Genomic DNA, 23500 nt, shown 5'->3' with positions numbered 1-23500 from the left:
GATAATTATATATTATTTTCTAAAAATGGGTATAAATAATTTAGAGAAAAATAGAAAGAGGGATATAAATGCACGATATTACAATTTATACATCAAATACTTGCGTATTTTGCAAGGCAGCTAAACAATATTTTAAGGAAAACAACATCGAATTTACAGAAAGAAATATCGACGAAGACAAGGAAGCTGTAAATTACCTTATCGAAAAGGGTTACAGGGGAGTGCCTGTAATTAATATCGATGGTGAAGACATTGTTGGTTTTGATAAGGAAGTTATCGAAGCAAAACTTAAATAAAAAAATCAGACCTGGATGACCAGGTCTTTTGTTTTGGAAATTTTATCTGTATTTGATATTGGAATTTACAGTTTCTATGTCTTTGCCTAGGCAATATTTGATATAGGGAACGAGGTAGTCCTTGTCGATTGCCTTTGGACCAAAAATTAGCCTTTGATATCTTAGTTCGTAGTCTGTAAGGTAGGTTCCTAAAAATGGGAGAGGGAAGTTTGGGTTGTGGAATTTTATTTCCTTGAAATGGCATCGTGAATCGTCCTCGTCAAGGTCTACTACAATCCTGTATTCACCCTCATAGGCGTAGGCATCTTTCTTGAAATAATAGGAAATTTTATCAAGTTTTAAGAAAATCTCATTATTAAAGGTCCTTAAAAGTTGACTTTTGTTGGTAGAATCTTTTTTATAAATTTCTACGATTTTTCCTATATAGGCCTCATAGTCCACCTTCAATTTCTTTAATAGACCATTGATCTCATCAGACTTTTCATTGTAGTTAATGGCCTTATCTCCGATGTAAAACACCTTTACAAGCCTTACCATATCGTCATTTATAATTGATTTTATAAATTCTTTGGAAAATTCGAGGAAGACTCCCTTGGTGTCATCGGCATATTGCTTCCACATTGGGAGAGAATCTGCCATTGACGATGCGGAAAGGAGGTAGATTTTGTTGTTGCCGTAGTTATTTAGGTTTATAAAATCTTCATTGCCGTCGTTTAGATATTCAAAAAGGGCCTTACCCTCCATAGGGTCGTTTAACATTCTAGCGTTGGTGAGCCTTAGCTTGTTCCTATAAATTTGGTCGACTTCTTCGATGTCAGCGTCAATCAGGTAGCCCAGGCTGTCAAGGGAAGTGTAGTGGCCGATTGATAGCTTGTTTTCAGCGTTTTTAAGGTTTTCGTAGTCGGAAGGTTTGACTGTCAAAAGGTCAATAAGTTCCTCTATATCATAGGAAATTGCTTCTTCATAGGTCCTGAGATTGTCTTCTTCTTGGGGCAAAATCTTATAAAAATTATTTAGTTTTTCAAAAATATTTAGGCTGTCCCTAAATTCATATTCCAGAGGGGATAAATATTCCTTATAAAAATCTTTGCTTTTTGCTTGGCTTTCAAAGTCGAGATTTCCAAGGACTTCAAGGGCCTGATTTATAAATTCATAGATGATATTTATCTCAGAATCTTTTTTTATTTTCTTATTTATAGATGCGAAAATTTTAAAAATTTCTTCGGTTTTGCCAAAATCATTTAAGACGTTGGCAATTTTAAGTAAGGAAAGGTTGAAACCATCAAATTCCCTTAGGAGGGAGTCCTTGATTATGGTGTGGTAGCCCATATTTTTACCTGTGAAATAGTCAGTCTTCTTTAAAATTAGATCATTTAAGTCAGTTAGGATTTCCCTGGTCTTTTTCTTTCCTAAAAAATTTACCATATTTAAGTAATAGGAAGGGTTTGAAAAGACTGTAATATAGGAAGATAGGTCTTTTATCTGGTCATTTGATAGGGAAATTAGACCTTCTTTTTCATTGTAATCTTCTTTTAAGAGGTCGTAGGCCCTGTATTTAAGGTCAGAAATATCTCTAGAATCTTTAAAACTTAGGTCTTCCTTGTATAATTTTATGTCACCTAGTTTGATTTTCTCTTTTGGATTTGATCCAGAAAGATAGGATACGTGGAATTTAGTATTGAACTTGTAGTCAAGGTCTTCCATCATTTTTAAAAACAAAGACTCTTTGTAGATAGGAGTTAGGTCTTTGAGGGCTGATTTATTTTCATAAAAGTTGAAGGAAAGGCCTTCCTTTAGGCTTTGATCCCTGATTATAAGAGGAGATTCGCCAATAAAACCTATAAATTCATTGATTTTAAAGATTGAAATTCCATCAAGCTCCTTAAAAAATTTTGCTTTTAAGGATGGTTCTTGGAGGATTTTTCTTAAAAATATTTCGTCATAGGAATAAATGTTGGTAAATACCACTTCCTTGTTTATTTTATTTTCTTTTACATATGCTGGATCGTCCTTTAAAAGGTCGATTAGGATTTTTTCTAAATTTTCCATCTTCCCTCCATTCTTGATATTACTATACTAACAAAAAAATTTTTTCATAAAAAAGCCCGCAAGGCTTGCGGGTCTAATAGATATCTATTGATTGAATTGTACCATTAAGGGCGTTTAGTTTTATGGTGTAGCCGTCGTTGGTTTTTAGGTAGTAGGCCTTGATTGTGGTCGATTCGTTTTTAGGGTCTTCAGTCAAATCATCCCCGAAATTCTTTTTTATATCGTATACAGAATCTTCAAGTTTAACACCCATGGTCTCAAAGTCCCTATTATTATTTATGACTGAAGCTGTAAGCTCCTTAATTACAGTATTTTCAATCTTTTCCCTGTCTGTATCAAGGTCGTAAAAGGCCTCCAAAAGGTAGAATTCTCGGTAAACTTCATTGTTAACCCCGTCTGTAAACCAAGTTGGCTTAGGCTCAAAGGAGTCTCCTATTCTTGAAATAGTCGCAACAAGCCTACCGTCCTTTTCATCAAGGGAATATGTGAAGCCATTCTTCTTGAAATCAGCCAGGGTAAGAGGAAATTTATAAAGCTCTCCCTCAATTATAAATGAAGAATCCCTTTTAAATTTGGTTGAATTTCCCTTTTTTGGTGCTGTGGTCACATATGGATTTTGGGCGGGTTCTAGGGCCTTTTCTGTGGTTATCAAAATTGGATAGGTAAAGGCCATTATTAGGTTCAGAATGGCAAGAAGGAGGATTTTCTCCCCGAAGTGCTTATTGACCCCATCTATAAGGGCGATTATGGCGCCGATTGTGCCTAAGCTTGCACAAAGCATGGAGGCAAGCATTAGTGGCCTATCAAAACCAAATATATTAATATAAGAATACCTAAAGATAAAAGAAATTATTAGGACCAATAAACCTATAATAAGGGTTGCTTGGTAGATTTTTTTCTTGTCTATAAATTTCATATGTTTCCTCATTTTTTCAAAATCTTCACAATACTCTACACTTTTCTTAAAAAAAATACAAATCCGTGTTATAATTAAAATAGATAAGTGGGTTTACGAAAACCAGCTTAAATCTGTACTTAATTTTAAAAGGGGGACATATGTTCGATTTTAAACAAGCGAAGGCAAGAGTTGACGAGGTAATCAATCCTACCCATCTAATTTATTCTGAGGTTTTTTCTGATGCATCAAATAACAATGTGTACATAAAGCCAGAAAATCTCCAAAAAACAGGTTCTTTCAAGCTAAGGGGAGCCTACAACAAATTATCCAAATTAGACAAGGAAGCTGCTGATAAGGGAATCATCACAGCATCTGCAGGCAACCACGCCCAAGGTGTGGCATTTTCTGCCCAAAAACTTGGCATGAAGGCTGTTATTTGTATGCCAGAGCATACTCCAATGATAAAGGTTGACGGCACTTTGAAATACGGAGCAGAAGTCGTTCTCTATGGGGCAAGCTTTGATGAATGTAAAGACCACGCCCTAAAACTTGCCGAAGAAAAAGGCTATACCTTCATCCCACCTTTTGATGACCTAGACGTTATCGAAGGCCAGGGCACAATCGGTCTTGAAATTGTAGAAGAGCTTAAGTATGTCGATTATGTTTTGGTCCCAGTTGGCGGTGGTGGTCTTATTTCAGGTGTGGCCAAGTGTCTAAAACAAATTTCACCACTAATTAAGGTAATTGGTGTTGAGCCATATTCTGCAAGGAGCATGAAAGAAGCTATCAAACAAGGCCACATAGTGACCCTTGAGGGGGTTGACACAATCGCTGACGGTACAGCAGTTGCAACTGTTGGTAAGGCAAATTATGAGATTTGTAAGGATAATGTTGATGACTGGATAACAGTAACTGACGAAGAAATCCTAATGGCCTTTATCAAGTTGATTGAAAAACATAAGCTAATTGCAGAACCATCAGGCATTCTTCCACTAGCAGCTCTTGATAAACTTAATTTCTTTAACAAAAATGTTGTCTGCCTAGTTTCTGGCGGCAATATCGACATGTCTTTCATTTCCCAACTAATTAACAGGGGTCTATATGAAACAGGACGTATCGCAAGGATTGAAGTTGAGCTTCCAAATATACCAGGCAAGCTCCAAGGACTTCTAACAGAAGTTGCCCAAACAAAGGCAAATGTCATTTCTATTGAGCACGACGGCTTTAAAGAAGCAAGCAGATTTAAGAATATAAACGTAGTCCTAACTCTTGAAACTAACGGCAAGGACCACGTCAATAAAATCAGAGAAGTAATAGGTAAGAAGGGATATATCATACATTGATGAAACTAAGCGACTTAGTTAGGAAAATTAAATATTTAGAAATAAAGCACGGAGCAGATTTTGAAATAAATGCAGTGACCAATAATTCCCAAAAAGTGGGAGAAAACTCTATCTTTGTAGCGGTTAAGGGTTCGATTTTTGATGGCCATAAGTATATTGACGAGGCTATTGAAAAGGGTGCCAAGGCCATTGTCCACACAGAAGAAGTGGAATACAGGGATGGGATTACCTACTTGAAGGTCGCAGATCCAAGGGAAACTTTGGCAGAAATTTCAAACCTAATCACAGATTTCCCATCAGAAAAACTAAATGTGATTGGTGTAACAGGTACAAACGGGAAAACAACCACATCAAAATTAATTGCCTATCTGATTGAAAAAATCTTTGGACCTTGTGCCAATATTGGCACTGATGGGGCAAATGTGGGTGGAGAAATAATTGAAACTTCAAATACAACTCCGGACATAACTGAAATTAACAAGGTTTTAGAAAAGTGCCTTGAAAAGGGAATTAAATATGTAACTCTTGAGGCATCTAGCCACGGCCTAGTCCAAAAAAGGCTGTCTGGAGTTCATTTTAAAGTAGGGATTTTTAACAATCTTTCCACAGAGCACCTTGATTACCACAAGACTATGGATGAGTATTTCAAGGCCAAGATGATTCTTTTTGAAAATTCTGAAATCACAATAGCAAATATAGACGATCCTTGGGGAGAGAAAGCTGTTAAACTTTATGAAAATACCCTAACTTTCGGAAAATCTGACAGGGCAAATATCAGAGCTACTGATGTGAGAAAAACAAGTGAGGGAATTTCCTTCAAAATTGATGGCGTGGACTTTTTTATAAGGACAATCGCAGATTTTGAACTTAATAATTATCTGGCAGCCATTTCCACACTTAAGATTTTGGGGGCAAGCTTAACCGAGCTAAGCCAGGTAATAACTGATTTTCCAGGTGTAGGTTCAAGGTTTGAATATATAGGAAATGACAAGGGCTTAAATGTAATCGTGGATTTTGCCCACACTCCAAGGGCCTTTGAAGAAATTTTTAAAACCCTACCAGAGGATAAGAAAAAAATTGCAGTTTTTGGGATCCAAGGCGATAGGAACGCTGAATTCAGGAACCTAATTGGAAAGACTGTTTCTGATTACGGGATTTATGCTATTGTCACTACAGACGACCCAAAATTTGACACCTACGAAAACATTTCAAAAGATATAGTAGGTGGAATGGCAGAAAATTACGGTGCCTACACCCTTATAAAGGACAGGAACGACGCTATAGAAGCGGCCCTTAGAATGGCAAAGCCAGGTGATTACGTTCTCTTTATGGGCAAGGGCGAGGAGAATTTCATAAAACTACATGGCAATGAAAAAACTCCTTGGAACGAAAAAGCGACTATCAGAGAGATTTTGGAAAAAATATGAAAACCGTATTAATAGGTGGAGGCGTGGCAGGCTTATTTTTTGCTAATCTCTACGACGGCAACCTAATAGTTGTCGAAAAAAACGACGTGGCAGGAAGAAAACTTCTGGCTACGGGCAACGGTAGGTGCAATTTCACCAATTTAAATCTATCCCTAGATAATTTTCATTCTTCTGGAGGAGATTTCTATAAATACGCTTTGGGAAAATATGACAACTATGATTTGATAAATTTCCTAAATGATTTGGGGATTTTGACAACCTCACTTCCATCAGGAAGGTGCTATCCACAAACATTGAGCGCTAAGACAATCAGGGACATTTTGTATTTAAATGCGAGGGGAAAATTTCTTTTTGAAAGCCAAGTAAAAGATATTGACTTTGAAAACCATCTTGTAATCATAGATGATGCCAAAATTTACTTTGATAAATTAATTATAGCCACAGGTGGAATAAGTCTGCCAGGTTCAGGTTCAGATGGGAAAATTTTTGAAATCCTAAGGCCTTTTCACAAGGTCACAAGGTTAACTTACGGGATTACTAATTATAAAACAGCAAATCCTCTTTCAAAAAAAGCCAAGGGAGTGAGGGTAAGTGCCAAGGCAAGTCTTTTTGTAGGTGGTAAATTTATAAAAGAATCCACAGACGACGTGATTTTTCAAACATATGGCTTAACTGGCACAGCTATCTTTGACCTATCAAATGAGATTTCTTACGCACTTTCAGACGGGAAAGATATTTGGGTTTGTCTTGATCTTTTGGTTGATTATTCTGAAGAAAAACTCTTGGAAATCATAAAAAAACTAGGAGAAAAAAATCAAAATAAGACCATCGAAGAATCTTTAATGGGTTTTTTGAATGCAAAACTTATCATTGATGTCCTAAATAGGGTAAAATTAAAGAGTAAGATGAAGGTAAGCGGTATGAATGATGGGGAAATCAAAAATCTTATCGGGACTATAAAGGATTTGAGATTTAAAATTACTGGTATAAATGATGAGGAAAATGCCCAAGTTACTATTGGTGGCATCGATACAGAATTTGTAGACCCAAATACTTTTGAATCCAAAATCATACCAAATCTTTACTTTATAGGCGAAGTCCTAGATGTGGATGGAGCTTGTGGAGGCTATAATATCCAGTGGGCCTACTCGTCTGCCAAGGCGTGTGCAAGGGGCCTTTTAAGAAATGATAGAGAGGAAATTAATGTTAAAGATAAATAGAAAGTTAAGAGAAATGAGAGATAATGGCGAAAGCATCAAGCTTGCAATCATTGGTTGTGGCAAGATGGGTGGATCTTTAATCAGCCAATTATCCAAACTTGACGCCATGGAAGTCAAATTAGTAATTGATAGGAATCCAAGAAAGGCCATCAAAGCTTTGACCCAAGCTGGTATTGCCGAAGATAAGATTATCTACACAGATGATTACAATGAAGGTTACGAAGTTCTTGAAAAAGGCTATGTGGCAGTATCTACAAATTACAGACTTTCTTATAAATTATTGCAAATTAATGCGGTTGTGGATTGTACAGGAAATCCTCCTTTTGGGGCAGTAATCGCTCGTAAAACCATCCAATACCACAAACACATGATTAGCTTCAATGTTGAATGTGAGGCAACAGTTGGTCCTGTCCTTCACGATATGGCCAAAAAAGCAGGCGTCGTTTACACAGGAATTTTAGGGGATGAACCAGGTGCAATTATGGAACTTGTGGACAATGCTTATGGCATGGGTCTTGAAGTCCTAGTAGCTGCTAAGGGTAAAAACAATCCTCTAAATAACTATGCCACAGCAGAAAGCCTTGAAGAAGAAGCAAAATCTAAAAAACTTTCTCCAAGGATGCTAACTAGCTTTGTCGACGGCACAAATACCATGATCGAGCTAAACTCAGTATGCAACGCCCTTGGATTTTTGCCAGATACCTTTGGTTGCCACGGTATTACTACGAGTCCAGAAAAGGCTGTAGAAGATTATAGGCTAAAAAGAGATGGGGGAGTTTTAAACTCATATGGAGTTGTAGATTTCTCTCCAGGTATGGCTCCAGGAGTATTTATAATCGCAACAAGCGACCAAGAAGACGTGAGAGATTTGATGAAGTTTTTAGGTTGCGGAGATGGACCAAATTATTTATTATATAGGCCATACCACCTAACAAGTCTTGAAGCGCCTATTACAATCTTTAATGCAGTTGTTGAAAACGAGCCAACTATAGCCCCAATTCACGGCCAGGTGGCAGACACTGTAACAATAGCAAAAAGAGATATCAAAAAGGGTGAAAAACTTGAAGGAATCGGATCTGACAAGGTCTTTGGTAAACTAACTAGCCACGATAGGTCAATAGAAGAAGACCTACTTCCAATAGGCCTAATCACACCAAAAACCGAAGCAATAGTTGATATACCAAAAGACACTGTAATAGATATGTCCATGGTAAAAATCGATGAAAAAGCAACAATCTCAAGACTAAGAAGAAGACAAAATTCAATGAAACTATAAAAATAATTTTGAATCCACAGGTAGGCTACTTGTGGATTTTTTATGTGAATTTTACAAATAATTTACATAAGAAGAAAGAAATTTTAGTAAAATTATTGTAGGAATAAGCAAAGTATAATTTTGCTGGGAGGGATTATGGAAAATTTGATAGAAGTTAGAGGTCTTGTCAAAAAATACAAGGATTTAACAGCAGTCGATAGACTTGACTTAGATGTTAAAAAGGGGCGAATCTTGGGGCTTTTGGGTCCCAATGGCTCAGGAAAATCCACAACAATAAATTGCATCTTAAGTCTTTTAAAAAAAGACGCTGGCAGTGTCAAAATCTATGGCAAGGAAATGAGTCCAGATGCCTACGATATAAAAGAAAAAATTGGTGTAGTTTTCCAAGATGTGGGCGTCTATGATGAGCTAAATGTCTATGAAAATATAGATTATTTTTGCGGATTATACATAGGTGATAAAAATGAAAGAAAAGAGCTAATCCAAAGGGTTTTAAACCTGGTTGGCCTAAATGATTTTGTAAAATTTAAGCCTAAAAAACTTTCGGGCGGTCTTTTAAGAAGGCTAAATATAGCCTGTGGCATAGCCCACAGACCTGATATAATTATCCTTGACGAGCCAACAGTGGCAGTAGATCCCCAATCTAGGAATAATATTTTAGAAGGCATAAAAAAACTAAACCAGGAAGGTTCTACAATAATCTACACTTCCCACTACATGGATGAGGTTGATTATTTGTGCGATGATATAGTTATAATAGATAAGGGCAAGGTGATTGCCAAAGGAACATCGGATGAGCTTAAGGATATGACCCAAGTTAACGAGAAAATATCATTCGTAGCTAATGATTTGCCAGGTCAAGTGGTTGATAAACTTAAGAACATGGACCACATAATAGATTTTTCTTATAAGGATAATACATGTAAGATGACTTTTTCCAAAAGCTGCGAGAAGCTTTTAAGCCTTGTGGAAATCCTTACAGAATCAAAAGTTGATTACAGGTCTATAAATGTTGAAAAACCAAGTTTAAATGACGTTTTCCTAGAACTTACTGGCAAGGATTTGAGGGACTAATATGTTTTTGCATTCTTTTAAAAATACCTTTAAATATTTGCTCAGGGAAAAAGCTATGGTTTTTTGGGCCCTAGTTTTTCCAATCATTCTAGGCATTCTTTTCAAACTCGCCTTTGGAGGTATTACTGAAAATAATAAGTTTGAAGCAATTGAAATCGCCGTAAGCGAAAGGGCCTTATCCGATGAGAATTTTAAAACTTTCCTAGATACCATGGAAGATGAGAATTATTTTAAAATTACAAAGTCTAATGATAAAGAAATCCTTAATACAAATTCAGATATCAGGGTCTATATAGAAGAAAAAGATGAAATCTTAACTAAAAAATCTGGAATAGAAGAAACCATTGTCGAGACAATTTTAAATGATTATTTGCAAAAATCTGAGATGATTGTAAGGATTATGAAAGAAAATCCTCAAACTGATATTGCAAAGCTTTTAGAAGTAGAAGATTATATAAAAGATGAGTCCAGGAAAAATATGGATCCTATAAATACCTTTTTCTACACCCTAGTGGGCATGACTGCGATTTATGGCTATATGTGGGGGCTTTATGTAATTTACCAATACGAGGCAAACCTGTCTGTAAATGCCAAAAGAAACTTAGTTGCGCCCATAAAAAAATCTGTAAGTCTTCTAGCATCTATCCTTGCTTCTTGGATTATAAACTTTGTCATTACCCTTATCTTTATTTTATATCTCGATAAAGCTTTGGGAGTTGAATTTGGAGGAAGGATGTGGCTTCTAGTTCTCTTATCCTTGGTATCTTCTCTAGCAGGAGTTGCCCTGGGTATTCTAATAGGAGTATCAAATAAAAAATCAATTGAATTTAAGATAAACCTAGGAATCGCTATAAACATGCTGATGAGTTTTTTATCTGGGATGATGATTTCAAGTGTAAAGGTGCTTATCCAAGAGAAAATTCCGATTTTAGGGAAAATTAATCCTGTTTCGGTAGTTACAGATGCAATTTACTCCCTATATTATTATGAGTCTACATCAAGATTTTTCCAAAACATTGGACTTTTAATCCTAATCAGCCTAACATTTTTCTTAGCAAGTCTATTTTTTATGAGAGGTAAGGAATATGAGAATCTTTAAAAATTATTTTAAGATAGTAAAGGGCCATAAGTTCTCAATTTTGTTATACACCATAATTTTTCTATCCATAATTTCCTTTACGAGTAAGTCTAGTGATAATAATAATTTCTATGCAAATGTAAGGCCAGATATCTATATCAAAGATGAGGCAAATACTGACCTATCAAAGGGACTTAAGAGTTATTTGGCTAAGAAAACTGTAATTAAGGAGATGGACGAATCGGTAGTTGAAGATAAGCTTTTTTACCAGATGATAAGCGCTTACCTTGTAATTCCAGAAAATTTTGGCAAGGAAAGGAAGGTGGATTTCAAGGCTTGCCCCGGTGATATGTATGGGATGGTTGTAAAAGAGCATATAAACCAATACCTAAACCAGGTAAAAACCTACGAATTAGCAGGGTTTTCTACAAAGGATGCTATAAAGTATAGCAATGAAGATTTGGAAAAAACGATAGATGTTGGGATAATAAGTGGGATTGACCTAGGAAAGGAAGATAACTCATTATTTTATTTCAACTTTATCAACTACTTAATCCTTGCCCAAGTTCTTCTTATCGTATCAACTATTGTAAGCGTATATAGGAAAAAGAATCTTGCTATGAGAAATGCGGCAAGTCCAATTCCAAAACATAGGCAAAACTTAGAATTGATCCTAGGGCACGTCCTTACAGGCTTAATAGTTTGGGCCCTTTATATTTTAATGTTTGTACTCCTCTACAAATATGACTTTAGCAAGGAGTATACAAACTTAATGATTGTAAATTCTTTGTTCTTCACAATCAGTGTTGTGACTATGGCGGTATTTATTTCAAGCCTAATCTCAAACGAAAATACCATTTCGGGAATCATGCAGGTAGTATCTTTGGGATCATCGTTTTTGTGTGGGGCCTTTGTACCTCAAGCCCTTCTTTCAAAAACTGCTTTGACACTTGGAAAAATTTTCCCATCCTATTATTATATCAAAAATAACGAAATGCTTTTAGAAAATCCAAGTTTTGGCACAATTTTGCCAAATATTGGAATCATGCTGGCTTTTTCTCTAGCCTTTGTCCTTATAAGTGTGGTTATGAAAACAAGAACAAATGATAAAATTTCTTAAAAATCCCCTGCTTTAGCGGGGTTTTTTTGGGTAGGAATATATCATCAATAGAAATGAGGGAAAATGATGGAGAAAAAAGAGATTTATTCAAAATATTTAGACAGGAATGTGACTTACACCTTTATAGAGGATAAAGATTCGGATTTGTTTTTGTATTTTTTTGATGGAGCAAATCTTTATGATAAAAAAGAATCCTTTATGGGAGAGATATGGGCTCTTGACAAAGCAATAGAAAAAATTGGACTTAGGGCAAATCTTGTTGGCATTTATTGTGCAGAGGGAGTTGAAAGGGCCAATGAGTATTCGCCTTTTGAAAATTTCACAAATGAAGAAGCTAGGGAAAATCTAACTCCTAAGGGGATTTTGACAGGAAAATTTATTATAGAAGAGTTAATTCCTCTTGTAGAAAAAAATAAAAAAGCCTCATCAAGGCTCATTGGAGGCTCATCCATGGGAGGAATAATGAGTCTTTATATGGGAAGCCAATACCCTGAGATTTTTGATAAGGTTTTGGCTATGTCGACTCATTTTATCCTGGAACCCGTTGGAATGGGCGAGATTTTAGCAAAATATGATTCGGAAAATAAACAAAAAATATATTTAGATACAGGCACGAAAGAATTTGATGATGAAATTATTCAAAAATCTTATGTATCTTTGTCACAAATGGCTTATGGTTTTTTAAAAGCTAAGATGGATATTAAATATGTAATTGATGAGGGTGCAATTCATAACGAAAAATATTGGCAAAAAAGATTGCCAGATGCCTTAAGATTTTTATATAAGCTTTAAAAAAGAGCTAGACCTAGTCGGTTTAGCTCTTTTAGCGTGTATTAATAATTATAGTCCAAATATTTCTGTGCCGAGTTTGGTTTCTTTTGGATCTACTCCTTCAAAGACGATTTTCTTCACATCCATTTGGTATTTTATGTCACCCCAGAGGATGCCGCCTACAAATTTATCGCCATTTTTAAAGAGTTTGTAGATTTTTTCTCCGTCTTCTTTTTTGACTTCTTCTATGCCATCACCTGTATTAAGGCCTGCTGAAAATAGCTTGATGTCGCCAAGCATGAGGGTTGAGAATGGTTTTGGCTGTTCGTATAATTTATTATCGCCAGTCATGTTTGCGCCAGCGATTTTTCCCATTTCCATAGATGCAGTCCAAAGACCGATTGAGAAGTTCCCGATTTGGGCAACGTCGCCTGCAGCATAGATGTCTTCACCTTCTACTTGTAGGTTTTCTCCAACAAGGATACCCCTGTCTGTTTTAATGCCAGAATTGGCTGCGACTTCAATATTTGCCCTAACACCTGCTTGGATCATGATGGCATCAGCTTCTAGTTCTGTGCCGTCGGTTAGTTTTAGTCCACAAACCCTGCCGTCTTTTACAAGGATTTCTTCGCTGAATTTGCCTGTAAGGGTCTTCATTCCCATTTCATTTAGGGCCTTTTCTAATTTTTGTGATAGGTCCTTGTCAAGTTGTCTTGCTAATAGGTAGTCAAAGGCTTCAACGATTGTGATTTCAATGCCTAGGTGGGAAATAGAGTTTGCTGCTTCTAGGCCTAGGATACCGCCACCGATGATAATTAGCTTATTTTTACCAGACAAATATTTTTTGAAACATTTAAGGTCGTCAGAGCTTCTTATTGCAAAAACACCTTCAGCATCAGAGTTTTTGATAGGTGGTACAAAGGCGTGGGAACCAGTGGCTATCAAAAGCTTGCTGTATTCGTATTCTTGGCCGTCTTTTCCTATGGCTTTTTTATTTTCTTTATCGATTTTTTCTATGTAGGTGTCAAGTTTGACTTCTATGCCTTTTTCCTGATACCAGTTTTCTTTCTTTACAAGAATTTCCTCGTCTGTATAATCTTTTTCAATTAATTCTGAAAGTCTGGTTCTCCAATAAGTAAGGCCGTGTTCGTCTGAAACTATTAAAATTGAACCTTTTGGGTCATTTTTTCTTATTTCTTCAGCTGCTGAAAGGCCGCTAATTCCGTTACCAATAATTAAATAATCGTACATATATTATCCTTTCTGTCTATTACTTAACAATATTATATCACTTTGAAGAGTCCTTAACAATCCTAAAGTCTTTCTTTATTGGAGTATAATGGATACATGAGGAAAGCTGAGATTAAGGATTTAAAGAAAATTGTAAATATTATTGAAAATGCGAAAAAATCTCTAAAGGACGAGGGAATTGACCAGTGGCAGATTGGTTCTATGAATGAAGATTTTTTAAAAGGTCAAATTGCAACTGGCAAATCTTTTGTTTATGAAGACCAAGGTGTGGTTTGTGCCTACTCTTTTTTATCCGATGACAAGGAGGAAGCCTACAAGCCTTGGGAAGATGACTTTGAAGGCAGAAAACCTCTTACTATCCACACCTTTGCAGTGGGCATGGATATGACCAAGAGGGGAATTGCTACGAAATTTTTTATAGATATTATAATCTATGCGGAGAAAAATTCTTTCGATGCACTTAGGATTGATACCCATGAGGATAATTTCAAGATGCGTGGCCTAATTAATAAACTCGGTTTTAGAAAGATAGGGCAAATTTTTATTGACGAAGAAGGGACAAAAAAGCCTAGAATTTGCTATGAGAGATTCTTATGATAAATGAAAGCCAAAGGATAATTATAGAAAAGGCCCAGACGCCGGCTGCTGTTATTGCAGGGCCTGGGACAGGAAAGACCTACACGATTGTAAAAAAAGTCATTTCCCTAATCAAAAACCAGGGTCTTAGCCCAAATAGGATTTTGATTACAACCTTCACAAAAAAAGCTGCAAGCGAGCTTCAAACAAGGATTATTTCTGAATTTAATAGGGAAGGGATCAAGACCGAACTTAAGGATATGATGATTGGGAATTTCCATTCCCTTGCTCTGGATTTTCTTGAAAAATATCCATCTCTTGACAGGCCGTTTTTGGATGCCAAGGTTATAGACCAGGTTGTTGAAGGTTACTTGATTGAAAAAAACTTAGACCTTTATAAAAAAATAGAAAATTACGAAAAATACATAACCTACAACCATGCCTGGGAAATCAAAGGGATTTACGAAGAAATTACCAACAAACTAATTGATGTTGAAGGGCTTTTGAAGTCAGAAAATCCTAGGGAAGTTTTTGCTGGGCAAATTTTTTTGACTCACGAAAAGCTTCTGAGGGAAAAAAATCTGATTAATTTCCAGATGATTTTGAGGGATTTTTACCTGCTTTTAAAAGATCCTGTCAGGGGCGATGCAATCAGAAATGGAATTGATTTTGTAATTGTGGATGAATACCAAGATACAAACTATATCCAGCAAGAAATCGCCTTTAATTTGGTAAAAGATAAGGAAATTATGGTCTTTGGTGACGACGACCAGTCCCTTTATTCTTTTAGGGGTGCAGATCCTAGGAATCTCACAGATTTTTCGGAAAAGTTTTTTAAGGCCAAGGGCTATAAGGCTTTTACTTACAAACTCGATATAAATTACAGGTCCAACCAGGCAATAATTGATAAGTCTTTAAAATGGCTTGATAACAAAGACTATGCCAGTGAAAATAAAAAAAATTTGAGGTCTAACGATAAGGAAATAAACCCAAATACAATTGTAAGGGCTAGGGCGGGTGAACTTAAGAACCTAGCAACAATAATTAGGATTTTAAAGCAAGATATAAATCTTGGTCAGATTGCCTTTTTGTTTCCATCTTTGAACCACGCCTATGTTTCAAAACTCCAGTCCTATTTCGAAAAGGTGGGAATTAGGGTTTTGAATAAAAAATCTTCCCAGTTTTTTAAGAGGGATGAAATCAGGGGCTTTATCTACCTAATCATGAAAATTGGCCAAATTAAAACTATTTATGAAGACCCTTCTACAATATATGGTGGCTTTGCAAAAAATAAGGCTAAGTATAAAAACTACTTGCATTATTTAGGAAAAGACGAAAGTTTGAAGGCAGATGTGGAAATACAAAATTTCATAGAAGCTGAAAAAGAAAGCGACCTTTCAATTACCAATCTTTTTTATAAGGCTATGGGGCTTGAATATTTTAGGAAATTTTTAATCATGGACGAAGATGACCTAGATGGGGCAAGAGTCCTGGGAAATATTTCCACAATGATTAATCTTGCCAAAGATTTTGATGAAATTTTTAAAAATGAAAATCTCATGGACCATTACAAGGAATTTGTATCTTCTTATTTGGAATACCTATTTGTGTCAAGGGCCATAGAAGAATATTCAAATATTGATAGCCACAAGGATGCAGTGAATTTCATGACCATCCACCAGGCCAAGGGTCTTGAGTTTGAAGTTGTCTTTATATCGGGTCTTTACGATTCGCCAAAGCCTTCTAAACCTGGATTTTTAGCAGACTTTGACCCTAATGATTATTCTTATGTAAAAGATTTTTACAGGAAATATTACACAGGTTTTACTAGGGCCAAAAATCTTTTGGTTCTTCTGGATAATAGCGAAGACTATAAGCTAAGTAAATTTTCCGAATCCTTCCCAAGGTCATCAGCCATCAAGAGCCTTGATTTTGAAAGGACTAAGGAGAAAAAGGAAAAGAAAGTTTTAGCCTATACCACAGATATAGAAATTTTTAAGACTTGCTCTTTGAAGTATAGATTTATAAGGAAACTAGGTTTCAAAACCCCGTCCACAAGGGCCTTATCTTTTGGTACAAACATCCACAAGCTTGCAGAATACTACAGCCTTATGCCAAATGACAGGGAAAATCTTATGGATTTCCTTGAAAAAAATCCTGAATACAAAAACTCTCTAGAAAACTTCATCAAAAGGGACTTTGAAATTACTGGCGTTGAAACAAATTATAAACTTGATAGGAATTTTTATATCCTCCAAGGAAAGGTGGATTTGAGTCTTTCTGACGGATCGATTGTGGATATAAAAACTGGGTCATACAATGAAGAACTAATACCAGCCTACAAGGGCCAGCTTATGACCTATAGGTGGCTAATTTTAGGCAACCATCATCATCTAAATAAGATGTATTTATACTTTATTGAAGAAGACAGGCTCATAGAAATTGAACCGACAGATTTTGACATCAATGAAATTGATAAAATCGCAAGGATGATTGACAGGAATATAGGATACAGACGAACTGACGACCTAGAGTCTTGCAAATATTGCCAGATGAAGTATTTTTGCAAGAGAAATTGAAAGATGGCTACTATGTAATACAATATAGATAGGAGGCCTTATGATAGATACACAGATGTTAAAGGGGCTTATCGATGGAATAATCCTCCACATAATCAAAAACAAGGAAACCTACGGCTATGAAATCATTGAAGAACTCAAGCTAAATGGTTTTTATAATATGACAGAAGGCACAGTTTATCCTATCCTAACCAGGCTCATCAAAAAGGGCTTGATAATTGGCACTTTCAAGGAATCAAAGAAGGGGCCAAGGAGAAAATACTATTATATTACAGATTCGGGTAGACGATATTTAGATGATTTTTACAAGTCCTATGACAGCTTGAAGGCTGCTATGGACAGTGTTTTAGAAAAGGGAAATAAATGAGAGTAGATAAGATGATTGGAAATACTGGTTTAGATACCAGGAAGAATATAAAAAGAAATGCCAAAAAAGGGGCACTTGTGATAAATGGAGAGATTGTCAAGGATTCTTCAGTCCAAGTAGATCCAATGGTTGACGAAGTTTTTTATATGGGCCATTTTGTGGAATATATAGAAAATCTTTATTTGATTTTAAATAAACCAGCCGGAGTCTTATCCGCAACCCAAGACGCAGAGGAAACAGTAATTGACCTTTTAGATGATTTTTACCTTAATTATGACTTGTCAATCGCAGGTAGGCTTGATAAGGATACAACAGGCTTGATTCTCTTATCTACAGACGGGAAATTTATTCACAAGATAACAAGTCCAAATTCAAATATAAGCAAAACTTATGAGGTCCAAACCCGAGACCCAATCGAAAAAAATTATATAGAAGAATTTAAGAAGGGAGTCTATATAAAGGAAGACGATTACACAGCAAGACCAGCTGAATTAATTATAACTGGAGAAAAGGAAGCTATAGTTAAAGTTTCAGAAGGAAAATATCATCTGGTCAAAAGACTTTTTGCTAATCTTGGAAACGAGGTTCTTGGCTTAAAGAGAACGGCTATAGGGGATTTAGTCTTAGATCCATATTTAAATGAAGGCGACTATAGGGAATTGACTCAAGCTGAGCTAGACTTATTTATATAAATAAAATTATTTTATGAAAACACTTGCAAAAATACTAAAAGTGTGATATTATAATGGTACATGATAATAATGAGAGAAGCGAGCTTGATTAATTTTAGGCTCGTTTTATGCGTTTAGGGAGAGATATGCTAGATATAAGAGAAGTGTTGTATGAAAATCCAATGATTATGGCCATCAAAGATGGCAAAGACTTAAGGGAATGTTTGAAGGAAGAATATTCAGACAACAAGGTAGTTTTTGTTCTTTATGGCAATATTGAAACGATTCCAACAATTGTCAAAAAATTAAAAGACAAGGATAAGATAGTTTTTGTCCATGAAAACCTAATTGAAGGATTGTCATCATCTCACTTTTCTCCTAGTTTTATCAAAAAATACACAGACGCTGATGGAATCATCACCCTTAGGGCGCAAAATGCCTACGAAGCCAGAAAAATAGGCTTGTGCACAGTCTTTAGGTTCTTCCTTTTAGACAGCCTATCCTATGAGAGTGTCAAGGATACAGTAAAAACCATATCCTCTGATCTCTTAGAGGTTTTACCTGGTATTATGCCTAAGATGATTGGAGAAATCAGCAGAAGATACCCTACACCCCTTGTAGCTGGGGGACTCATAAGGGATAAGTCTGATGTAGTTGACGCCTTAAATGCAGGTGCCATTGCGGTCTCAAGTTCTAATTATGCAGTATGGAAAATGTAAAGGAGTAGATATGAGTAAGTACATTATGGCGTTAGATGCCGGAACAACAAGCAACAGAGCGATAATCTTCAATAAAAAAGGCGAAATTATGTCAGTTGCTCAGAAAGAATTTACACAATTTTTCCCACACCCAGGTTGGGTAGAACATGACGCAACAGAAATCTGGTCAACTCAAATAGGTGTTTGCACAGAAGCCATGGCAAAACTTGGTCTTACAGCTGATGACATCGAGGCTATTGGTATTACAAACCAAAGGGAAACAACCATAGTTTGGGAAAAGGATACCGGTAAACCTGTATACAATGCAATCGTTTGGCAATGTAGAAGAACTGCAGATATGGCTGACCAACTTGTTAAAGATGGTTATAGGGGCATGGTTCAAGAAAAAACTGGTCTTGTTTTAGACCCATACTTCTCTGCTACAAAGATTAGATGGATCCTTGACCATATCGAAAACGGCCAAGAAAGAGCTGAAAATGGCGAACTTCTCTTCGGTACAGTTGATACATGGTTAGTATATAACCTCACACGTGGTAAGGTTCACGTAACAGACTATTCAAACGCATCAAGGACAATGATTTATAACATCCACACCCTTGAATGGGATGACGAACTTCTTAAGATGTTAAATATTCCAAAATGCATGCTTCCAGAAGTTAAACCTTCTTCTTATGTATATGGAACAACCTTCCCAGGCTACTTTGATGGCGAAATCAAAATTGCGGGCATTGCTGGTGACCAACAAGCTGCATTATTTGGTCAAACATGTTTTGAAAAGGGAGATGCTAAAAACACTTATGGTACAGGTGCCTTCCTACTTATGAATACTGGCGAAGAAGCTGTTAAATCAGAAAACGGCCTTGTTACAACAATCGCTTGGGGTCTTGAAGAAGGAAAAGTAGACTATGCTCTCGAAGGTTCAATCTTCGTAGCAGGCTCTGCTATCCAATGGTTAAGAGACCAATTAAGAATTGTTGACGCTGCTGATGATACAGAATACATGGCAACAAAGGTTAACGATACAAATGGTTGCTACGTAGTTCCAGCCTTCACAGGTCTTGGTGCTCCATATTGGGACCCATATGCAAGAGGAGCTATAGTAGGCTTAACACGTGGTACAAATAAATATCATATCGTTAGGGCAACCCTTGAATCACTTGCATATCTAACAAATGACGTATTAGCCTCAATGGAAAGAGATGCTGGTCACCCACTACATGAACTAAAGGTAGACGGTGGTGCAAGTGCAAACAACTTCCTAATGCAATTCCAAGCTGATATGATCCAAACTAAGGTAGAAAGACCAAAGACACTAGAAACAACAGCCCTAGGTGCATCATACCTTGCAGGTCTTGCTACAGGATATTATAAAGACAGAGACGAAATCAGAGAATACAGATTAGTAGACCAAGCTTTTGAACCAACTATCTCTAAAGAAGAAAGAGATAAGAAAGATAGAAACTGGCAAAGAGCTATTGCTAGATCTTTCGACTGGGCAAAACACTACGAAGAATGATAATTGATTGAAATTCAAATCTGTGATATAATAAATATAACTTAATAAGAACGGAGAGAGATGAGCGTAAGTATTCTATACTTGCGCTCATTTTTCTATATAGTTTTTTACATAAAAGGAGTAAAGATGTTTGATGTAATAATAATTGGTGGAGGAGTTGTTGGAGCTTCAGTCGCTTGCCACCTATCAAAGAAAAAAGGAAAATTTTTATTACTTGAAAAAAACGAAGATGTTTGTACTGAAACAAGTAAGGCAAACTCTGGTATCTGCCACGGCGGTTATGACGCTGAACCAGGCACCCTAAAGGCAAAATTCAACGTAGAAGGCAACCGCATGATGGATGAGGAAAGCAAACTATATGCCTTTCCTTATAAGAAAATCGGAACCCTTGTTCTATGCCATGATGAAAAAGATATGCCAAACCTCCAAAAACTATACGATTATGGTATAGAAAATGGCGTTAAAGGCATGAAAATACTAAACAGGGAAGAAACCCTAGCCCTAGAAGATAATATCACAGAAGATGTTGTTGCTTCACTTTATTGTTCAGAAGCAGGAATTTTAGATCCATTCTTAATGACAATAGCCTATGCAGAAGTTTCAAACATCAATGGCGTTGAATATAAATTTAATACCAAGGTTGAAAAAATCGAACAAAAAGACGACCATTGGGTTCTTCATACAAATGATGGTGATTTTGAAACAAAGGCAGTTATAAACTGTGCCGGTATCTATTCGGACGAACTTCACAACCAAATTTCTGACGAAAAATATGAAATAAAAGCTCGTCGTGGTGAATATTTGCTTTTAGATAAGGAAACAGCAGGTTTTGTAAACCATGTAATGTTTAACCTTCCATCTGATAAGGGTAAGGGAATCCTTGTAAGTCCAACAGTCGATAACAACACCCTTGTAGGACCAACATCAGACTTTGTAGATGACAAGGCTGACAGAAGATCAACAAGAGAAAGACTTGAAGAAGTTATAGAAAAATCAAACCACACTGTTAAAAACGTACCAGTTAGGATGGTAATCACATCATTCTCAGGAAACAGGGCCCACGAAGTTGGTGGCGATTTTATCTTGCAAGAAAGCAAGGAAGGTTTCTTTGACTGTGTTGGTATAGAATCTCCAGGACTTACATCATCTCCAGCGATTGGTAAATATATGGCAAATCTCGTAGCAGATAAGTACGGCTTTGCTGAAAATGAAAACTTCAATCCTGATAGAAAACCAATTCCAAAAACAAGTGAGATGACTCTCGAAGAACATTCAGAACTAATTAAGAAAAACAAACTCTACGGTAAAATCATTTGCAGGTGCGAATCTGTAACTGAAGGTGAAATAGTAGATGCAATCAATAGACCACTTGGAGCAAGGACTGTAGACGGCATTAAAAGACGTGTTAGGGCAAGCGCTGGTAGGTGCCAGGGCGGATTCTGTTTGCCACATTTAATGGAAATATTAGCTCGCGAACTTAACGAAGATATGTCAGACGTAGTTAAAAACTCAAAAGAATCTTACTATGTTGATGGAAGAGTAAAGTAGGAGAAAGAGATGAAAAATTATGATTTAGTAGTAGTAGGTGGCGGTCCTGCAGGTCTTGCAGCAGCAGCCAGAGCCTATGACTGTGGTGTAAAAAACGTCTTAATCGTAGAAAGAGATAATAAACTTGGGGGCATCTTAAACCAATGTATCCACAATGGTTTTGGCCTTCACAGGTTCAAAGAAGAATTAACAGGTCCAGAATATGCAGGTAGGTATGAAGACATAGTTGCAGAGCGAGACATAGATGTATTATTAAATACAATTGTAATGGACTTTAGCCCAGATAAGACCTTGACTTTAATGAATGAAGAAAATGGAATGTTCCAAATCAAGCCAAAGGCAGTAATCCTTGCCATGGGTTGTAGGGAAAGACCAAGAGGAGCCCTAAATATTCCAGGATCTCGTCCAGCTGGAGTATATTCAGCAGGTACAGCTCAAAAACTAGTAAACCTTGACGGCTTTATGCCAGGTAAAAAGATTGTAATCCTAGGTTCTGGTGATATCGGCCTAATCATGGCAAGACGTATGACCCTAGAGGGTGCCAAAGTTCAATGCGTGGCAGAAATTATGCCATATTCTGGAGGCCTAAAGAGAAATATCGTTCAATGTCTAAACGACTTTGATATCCCACTATACTTTTCAACAACAATTTCAGATATAGAAGGAACTGACAGGGTAGAGGGTGTTTACCTATCAAAGGTTGACGAAAATATGAAAGTCATACCAGGTACAGAAGAATATGTAGAATGTGATGCCATCCTCCTATCAGTAGGTCTTATCCCTGAAAATGAACTAAGTAGGGATGCCCACATCAAGATGGACCCAAGGACCAAGGGTGCAGAAGTATCTGACAGGATGATGACCTCAATAGACGGTGTATTTGCAGCAGGAAACGTCCTTCACGTTCACGACCTAGTAGACTATGTAACAGAAGAAAGTGAACTTGCAGGCGAAAACGCAGCAGCCTACATCAAAGACGAATATAAAGCTGATAATGAAAAGAAAATCCATCTCACACCAGGTAATGGCGTAACCTACACAGTTCCTCAATATATAGCCCCAGGCTCAATGAGAGATGAAGTTGTAATTAGGTTTAGGGTAAACAATATCTATCAAAAATCAAGACTAGTTCTTCTTGTAGATGGCAAGGAAGTTGCCCAAAAGAGAAAGATAGTATTTGCCCCAGGTGAAATGGAAGACTTGGTTCTTAAGAAAAGCGATTTAAACGAAAATAGCGAAAAAATCGAAGTAAGATTGGAGAGTTTATGATCAAAGAATTAACCTGTATAAATTGCCCACTTGGCTGCACAGTCAGCGTTACAGTAGAAGATGGACAAATCACAAATATCACTGGCAATACTTGCAAGAGAGGCGAAGTATACGCTAGAAACGAACTCTCAAACCCAGTAAGGGTTGTTACTTCCACAGCTAGAGTAGATGGTGCAAACCAATATTCAGTATCAGTAAAAACAGAACAACCTATTCCAAAGGGAAAAATAATGGAAGTAATGAAAGAAATAAACAAAGCCCACATTCCTGCCCCAGTACAAATTGGCGACTGCGTCATAGAAGACGTAGCAGGCACAGGAATTAAGGTAATAGCCACATCAAAGGCCTCATAAAAACGGTTCTATAATAAATCGTGTTGGTAGAAGTAGATGAAACTTCTGTCAGCACGATTTTCTAGTAAAAAAGAAGACATATTTAATCATTTACCCTAT

Annotated in this window: 21 protein-coding genes; 18 read left to right on the top strand and 3 right to left on the bottom strand. The window is 36.6% G+C overall.

All coding sequences use genetic code 11. The features are described from left to right. The first annotated feature begins 68 nt into the window (after positions 1-68). Positions 69-296 (top strand): glutaredoxin family protein, encoded by a 228-nt coding sequence (locus J2Z38_RS08725; protein ID WP_209774836.1) that lies wholly within the window; start codon positions 69-71, stop codon positions 294-296. Between the two features lie 42 nt (positions 297-338). Here J2Z38_RS08725 and J2Z38_RS08720 read toward each other — a convergent pair whose 3' ends face one another. After that, positions 339-2345 carry a DUF2971 domain-containing protein gene (locus J2Z38_RS08720; protein WP_209774835.1) on the bottom strand — a complete coding sequence of 669 codons (2007 nt, stop codon included), beginning with the start codon at positions 2343-2345 and terminating at the stop codon, positions 339-341. A gap of 73 nt (positions 2346-2418) precedes the next feature. Beyond that, positions 2419-3261 carry a hypothetical protein gene (locus tag J2Z38_RS08715; protein ID WP_209774833.1) on the bottom strand — a complete coding sequence of 281 codons (843 nt, stop codon included), beginning with the start codon at positions 3259-3261 and terminating at the stop codon, positions 2419-2421. Between the two features lie 140 nt (positions 3262-3401). Between J2Z38_RS08715 and ilvA the strand changes: the two genes are divergently transcribed. The 8 genes from ilvA to J2Z38_RS08675 all read left to right on the top strand — a co-directional run bounded on the left by ilvA (position 3402) and on the right by J2Z38_RS08675 (position 12573). Further along, the gene (ilvA, locus tag J2Z38_RS08710) at positions 3402-4586 is read left to right on the top strand and encodes a threonine ammonia-lyase (RefSeq protein ID WP_209774832.1); all 1185 of its coding nucleotides are present in this window, start codon (positions 3402-3404) and stop codon (positions 4584-4586) included. Further along, a complete protein-coding gene (locus tag J2Z38_RS08705; RefSeq protein WP_209774830.1) occupies positions 4586-6013 on the top strand; it encodes a UDP-N-acetylmuramoyl-L-alanyl-D-glutamate--2,6-diaminopimelate ligase in 1428 nt (475 codons plus the stop codon). Before ilvA ends, J2Z38_RS08705 begins: the two co-directional genes overlap by 1 nt. Then, positions 6010-7233, top strand: a complete 1224-nt coding sequence (locus J2Z38_RS08700; RefSeq protein WP_209774829.1) for an aminoacetone oxidase family FAD-binding enzyme — start codon at positions 6010-6012, stop codon at positions 7231-7233. The genes J2Z38_RS08705 and J2Z38_RS08700 overlap by 4 nt, the downstream gene beginning before the upstream one ends. Then, positions 7217-8509 carry an NAD(P)H-dependent oxidoreductase gene (locus tag J2Z38_RS08695; protein ID WP_209774827.1) on the top strand — a complete coding sequence of 431 codons (1293 nt, stop codon included), beginning with the start codon at positions 7217-7219 and terminating at the stop codon, positions 8507-8509. Before J2Z38_RS08700 ends, J2Z38_RS08695 begins: the two co-directional genes overlap by 17 nt. A 135-nt stretch (positions 8510-8644) precedes the next feature. Further along, a complete protein-coding gene (locus J2Z38_RS08690; RefSeq protein ID WP_209774826.1) occupies positions 8645-9583 on the top strand; it encodes an ABC transporter ATP-binding protein in 939 nt (312 codons plus the stop codon). A 55-nt stretch (positions 9584-9638) separates the two neighbouring features. Further along, positions 9639-10682, top strand: a complete 1044-nt coding sequence (locus J2Z38_RS08685) for an ABC transporter permease (protein WP_225304658.1) — start codon at positions 9639-9641, stop codon at positions 10680-10682. Next, a complete protein-coding gene (locus J2Z38_RS08680) occupies positions 10669-11781 on the top strand; it encodes an ABC transporter permease (protein ID WP_209774822.1) in 1113 nt (370 codons plus the stop codon). Before J2Z38_RS08685 ends, J2Z38_RS08680 begins: the two co-directional genes overlap by 14 nt. 63 nt (positions 11782-11844) lie before the next feature. Continuing rightward, entirely contained in the window at positions 11845-12573 is a 729-nt protein-coding gene (locus J2Z38_RS08675; RefSeq protein ID WP_209774820.1) for an alpha/beta hydrolase, read from the top strand. Between the two features lie 48 nt (positions 12574-12621). Here the strand turns inward: J2Z38_RS08675 and J2Z38_RS08670 are convergent, their stop codons facing one another. Continuing rightward, positions 12622-13803, bottom strand: coding sequence for an NAD(P)/FAD-dependent oxidoreductase (locus J2Z38_RS08670; protein WP_209774819.1), 1182 nt, complete (start codon positions 13801-13803; stop codon positions 12622-12624). Between the two features lie 96 nt (positions 13804-13899). Here J2Z38_RS08670 and J2Z38_RS08665 point away from each other — a divergent pair, with 96 nt between their 5' ends. The 9 genes from J2Z38_RS08665 to J2Z38_RS08625 all read left to right on the top strand — a co-directional run bounded on the left by J2Z38_RS08665 (position 13900) and on the right by J2Z38_RS08625 (position 23401). After that, the gene (locus J2Z38_RS08665; RefSeq protein WP_209774817.1) at positions 13900-14400 is read left to right on the top strand and encodes a GNAT family N-acetyltransferase; all 501 of its coding nucleotides are present in this window, start codon (positions 13900-13902) and stop codon (positions 14398-14400) included. Beyond that, a complete protein-coding gene (locus J2Z38_RS08660; protein ID WP_209774815.1) occupies positions 14397-16958 on the top strand; it encodes an ATP-dependent DNA helicase in 2562 nt (853 codons plus the stop codon). Before J2Z38_RS08665 ends, J2Z38_RS08660 begins: the two co-directional genes overlap by 4 nt. Before the next feature lie 40 nt (positions 16959-16998). After that, a complete protein-coding gene (locus tag J2Z38_RS08655) occupies positions 16999-17325 on the top strand; it encodes a PadR family transcriptional regulator (RefSeq protein WP_209774814.1) in 327 nt (108 codons plus the stop codon). Then, positions 17322-18017, top strand: coding sequence for a 16S rRNA pseudouridine(516) synthase (locus tag J2Z38_RS08650; protein WP_209774812.1), 696 nt, complete (start codon positions 17322-17324; stop codon positions 18015-18017). The genes J2Z38_RS08655 and J2Z38_RS08650 overlap by 4 nt, the downstream gene beginning before the upstream one ends. 125 nt (positions 18018-18142) lie before the next feature. Continuing rightward, positions 18143-18715 (top strand): glycerol-3-phosphate responsive antiterminator, encoded by a 573-nt coding sequence (locus J2Z38_RS08645; RefSeq protein ID WP_209774810.1) that lies wholly within the window; start codon positions 18143-18145, stop codon positions 18713-18715. 10 nt (positions 18716-18725) lie between these two features. Beyond that, positions 18726-20231 (top strand): glycerol kinase GlpK, encoded by a 1506-nt coding sequence (glpK, locus tag J2Z38_RS08640; protein WP_209774808.1) that lies wholly within the window; start codon positions 18726-18728, stop codon positions 20229-20231. Between the two features lie 126 nt (positions 20232-20357). Beyond that, positions 20358-21779 (top strand): NAD(P)/FAD-dependent oxidoreductase, encoded by a 1422-nt coding sequence (locus tag J2Z38_RS08635; RefSeq protein WP_209774807.1) that lies wholly within the window; start codon positions 20358-20360, stop codon positions 21777-21779. 9 nt (positions 21780-21788) lie between these two features. Beyond that, positions 21789-23048, top strand: a complete 1260-nt coding sequence (locus J2Z38_RS08630) for an NAD(P)/FAD-dependent oxidoreductase (RefSeq protein ID WP_209774805.1) — start codon at positions 21789-21791, stop codon at positions 23046-23048. Continuing rightward, positions 23045-23401, top strand: coding sequence for a DUF1667 domain-containing protein (locus J2Z38_RS08625; RefSeq protein ID WP_209774803.1), 357 nt, complete (start codon positions 23045-23047; stop codon positions 23399-23401). Before J2Z38_RS08630 ends, J2Z38_RS08625 begins: the two co-directional genes overlap by 4 nt. Positions 23402-23500: the final 99 nt, after the last annotated feature.

The organism is Anaerococcus degeneri (genome assembly GCF_017874475.1).
Taxonomy (GTDB): Bacteria; Bacillota; Clostridia; order Tissierellales; family Peptoniphilaceae; genus Anaerococcus; species Anaerococcus degeneri.
This window is presented reverse-complemented; position numbering and strand designations above follow the sequence as displayed.

What these genes read in the sequence shown, in the direction of transcription:
- J2Z38_RS08725 (WP_209774836.1), top strand. Translation starts at nt 69, where the DNA reads ATGCACGATATTACAATTTATACATCAAATACTTGCGTATTTTGCAAG.
- J2Z38_RS08720 (WP_209774835.1), bottom strand. Translation starts at nt 2,345, where the DNA reads ATGGAAAATTTAGAAAAAATCCTAATCGACCTTTTAAAGGACGATCCA.
- J2Z38_RS08715 (WP_209774833.1), bottom strand. Translation starts at nt 3,261, where the DNA reads ATGAAATTTATAGACAAGAAAAAAATCTACCAAGCAACCCTTATTATA.
- ilvA (WP_209774832.1), top strand. Translation starts at nt 3,402, where the DNA reads ATGTTCGATTTTAAACAAGCGAAGGCAAGAGTTGACGAGGTAATCAAT.
- J2Z38_RS08705 (WP_209774830.1), top strand. Translation starts at nt 4,586, where the DNA reads ATGAAACTAAGCGACTTAGTTAGGAAAATTAAATATTTAGAAATAAAG.
- J2Z38_RS08700 (WP_209774829.1), top strand. Translation starts at nt 6,010, where the DNA reads ATGAAAACCGTATTAATAGGTGGAGGCGTGGCAGGCTTATTTTTTGCT.
- J2Z38_RS08695 (WP_209774827.1), top strand. Translation starts at nt 7,217, where the DNA reads ATGTTAAAGATAAATAGAAAGTTAAGAGAAATGAGAGATAATGGCGAA.
- J2Z38_RS08690 (WP_209774826.1), top strand. Translation starts at nt 8,645, where the DNA reads ATGGAAAATTTGATAGAAGTTAGAGGTCTTGTCAAAAAATACAAGGAT.
- J2Z38_RS08685 (WP_225304658.1), top strand. Translation starts at nt 9,639, where the DNA reads ATGGTTTTTTGGGCCCTAGTTTTTCCAATCATTCTAGGCATTCTTTTC.
- J2Z38_RS08680 (WP_209774822.1), top strand. Translation starts at nt 10,669, where the DNA reads ATGAGAATCTTTAAAAATTATTTTAAGATAGTAAAGGGCCATAAGTTC.
- J2Z38_RS08675 (WP_209774820.1), top strand. Translation starts at nt 11,845, where the DNA reads ATGATGGAGAAAAAAGAGATTTATTCAAAATATTTAGACAGGAATGTG.
- J2Z38_RS08670 (WP_209774819.1), bottom strand. Translation starts at nt 13,803, where the DNA reads ATGTACGATTATTTAATTATTGGTAACGGAATTAGCGGCCTTTCAGCA.
- J2Z38_RS08665 (WP_209774817.1), top strand. Translation starts at nt 13,900, where the DNA reads ATGAGGAAAGCTGAGATTAAGGATTTAAAGAAAATTGTAAATATTATT.
- J2Z38_RS08660 (WP_209774815.1), top strand. Translation starts at nt 14,397, where the DNA reads ATGATAAATGAAAGCCAAAGGATAATTATAGAAAAGGCCCAGACGCCG.
- J2Z38_RS08655 (WP_209774814.1), top strand. Translation starts at nt 16,999, where the DNA reads ATGATAGATACACAGATGTTAAAGGGGCTTATCGATGGAATAATCCTC.
- J2Z38_RS08650 (WP_209774812.1), top strand. Translation starts at nt 17,322, where the DNA reads ATGAGAGTAGATAAGATGATTGGAAATACTGGTTTAGATACCAGGAAG.
- J2Z38_RS08645 (WP_209774810.1), top strand. Translation starts at nt 18,143, where the DNA reads ATGCTAGATATAAGAGAAGTGTTGTATGAAAATCCAATGATTATGGCC.
- glpK (WP_209774808.1), top strand. Translation starts at nt 18,726, where the DNA reads ATGAGTAAGTACATTATGGCGTTAGATGCCGGAACAACAAGCAACAGA.
- J2Z38_RS08635 (WP_209774807.1), top strand. Translation starts at nt 20,358, where the DNA reads ATGTTTGATGTAATAATAATTGGTGGAGGAGTTGTTGGAGCTTCAGTC.
- J2Z38_RS08630 (WP_209774805.1), top strand. Translation starts at nt 21,789, where the DNA reads ATGAAAAATTATGATTTAGTAGTAGTAGGTGGCGGTCCTGCAGGTCTT.
- J2Z38_RS08625 (WP_209774803.1), top strand. Translation starts at nt 23,045, where the DNA reads ATGATCAAAGAATTAACCTGTATAAATTGCCCACTTGGCTGCACAGTC.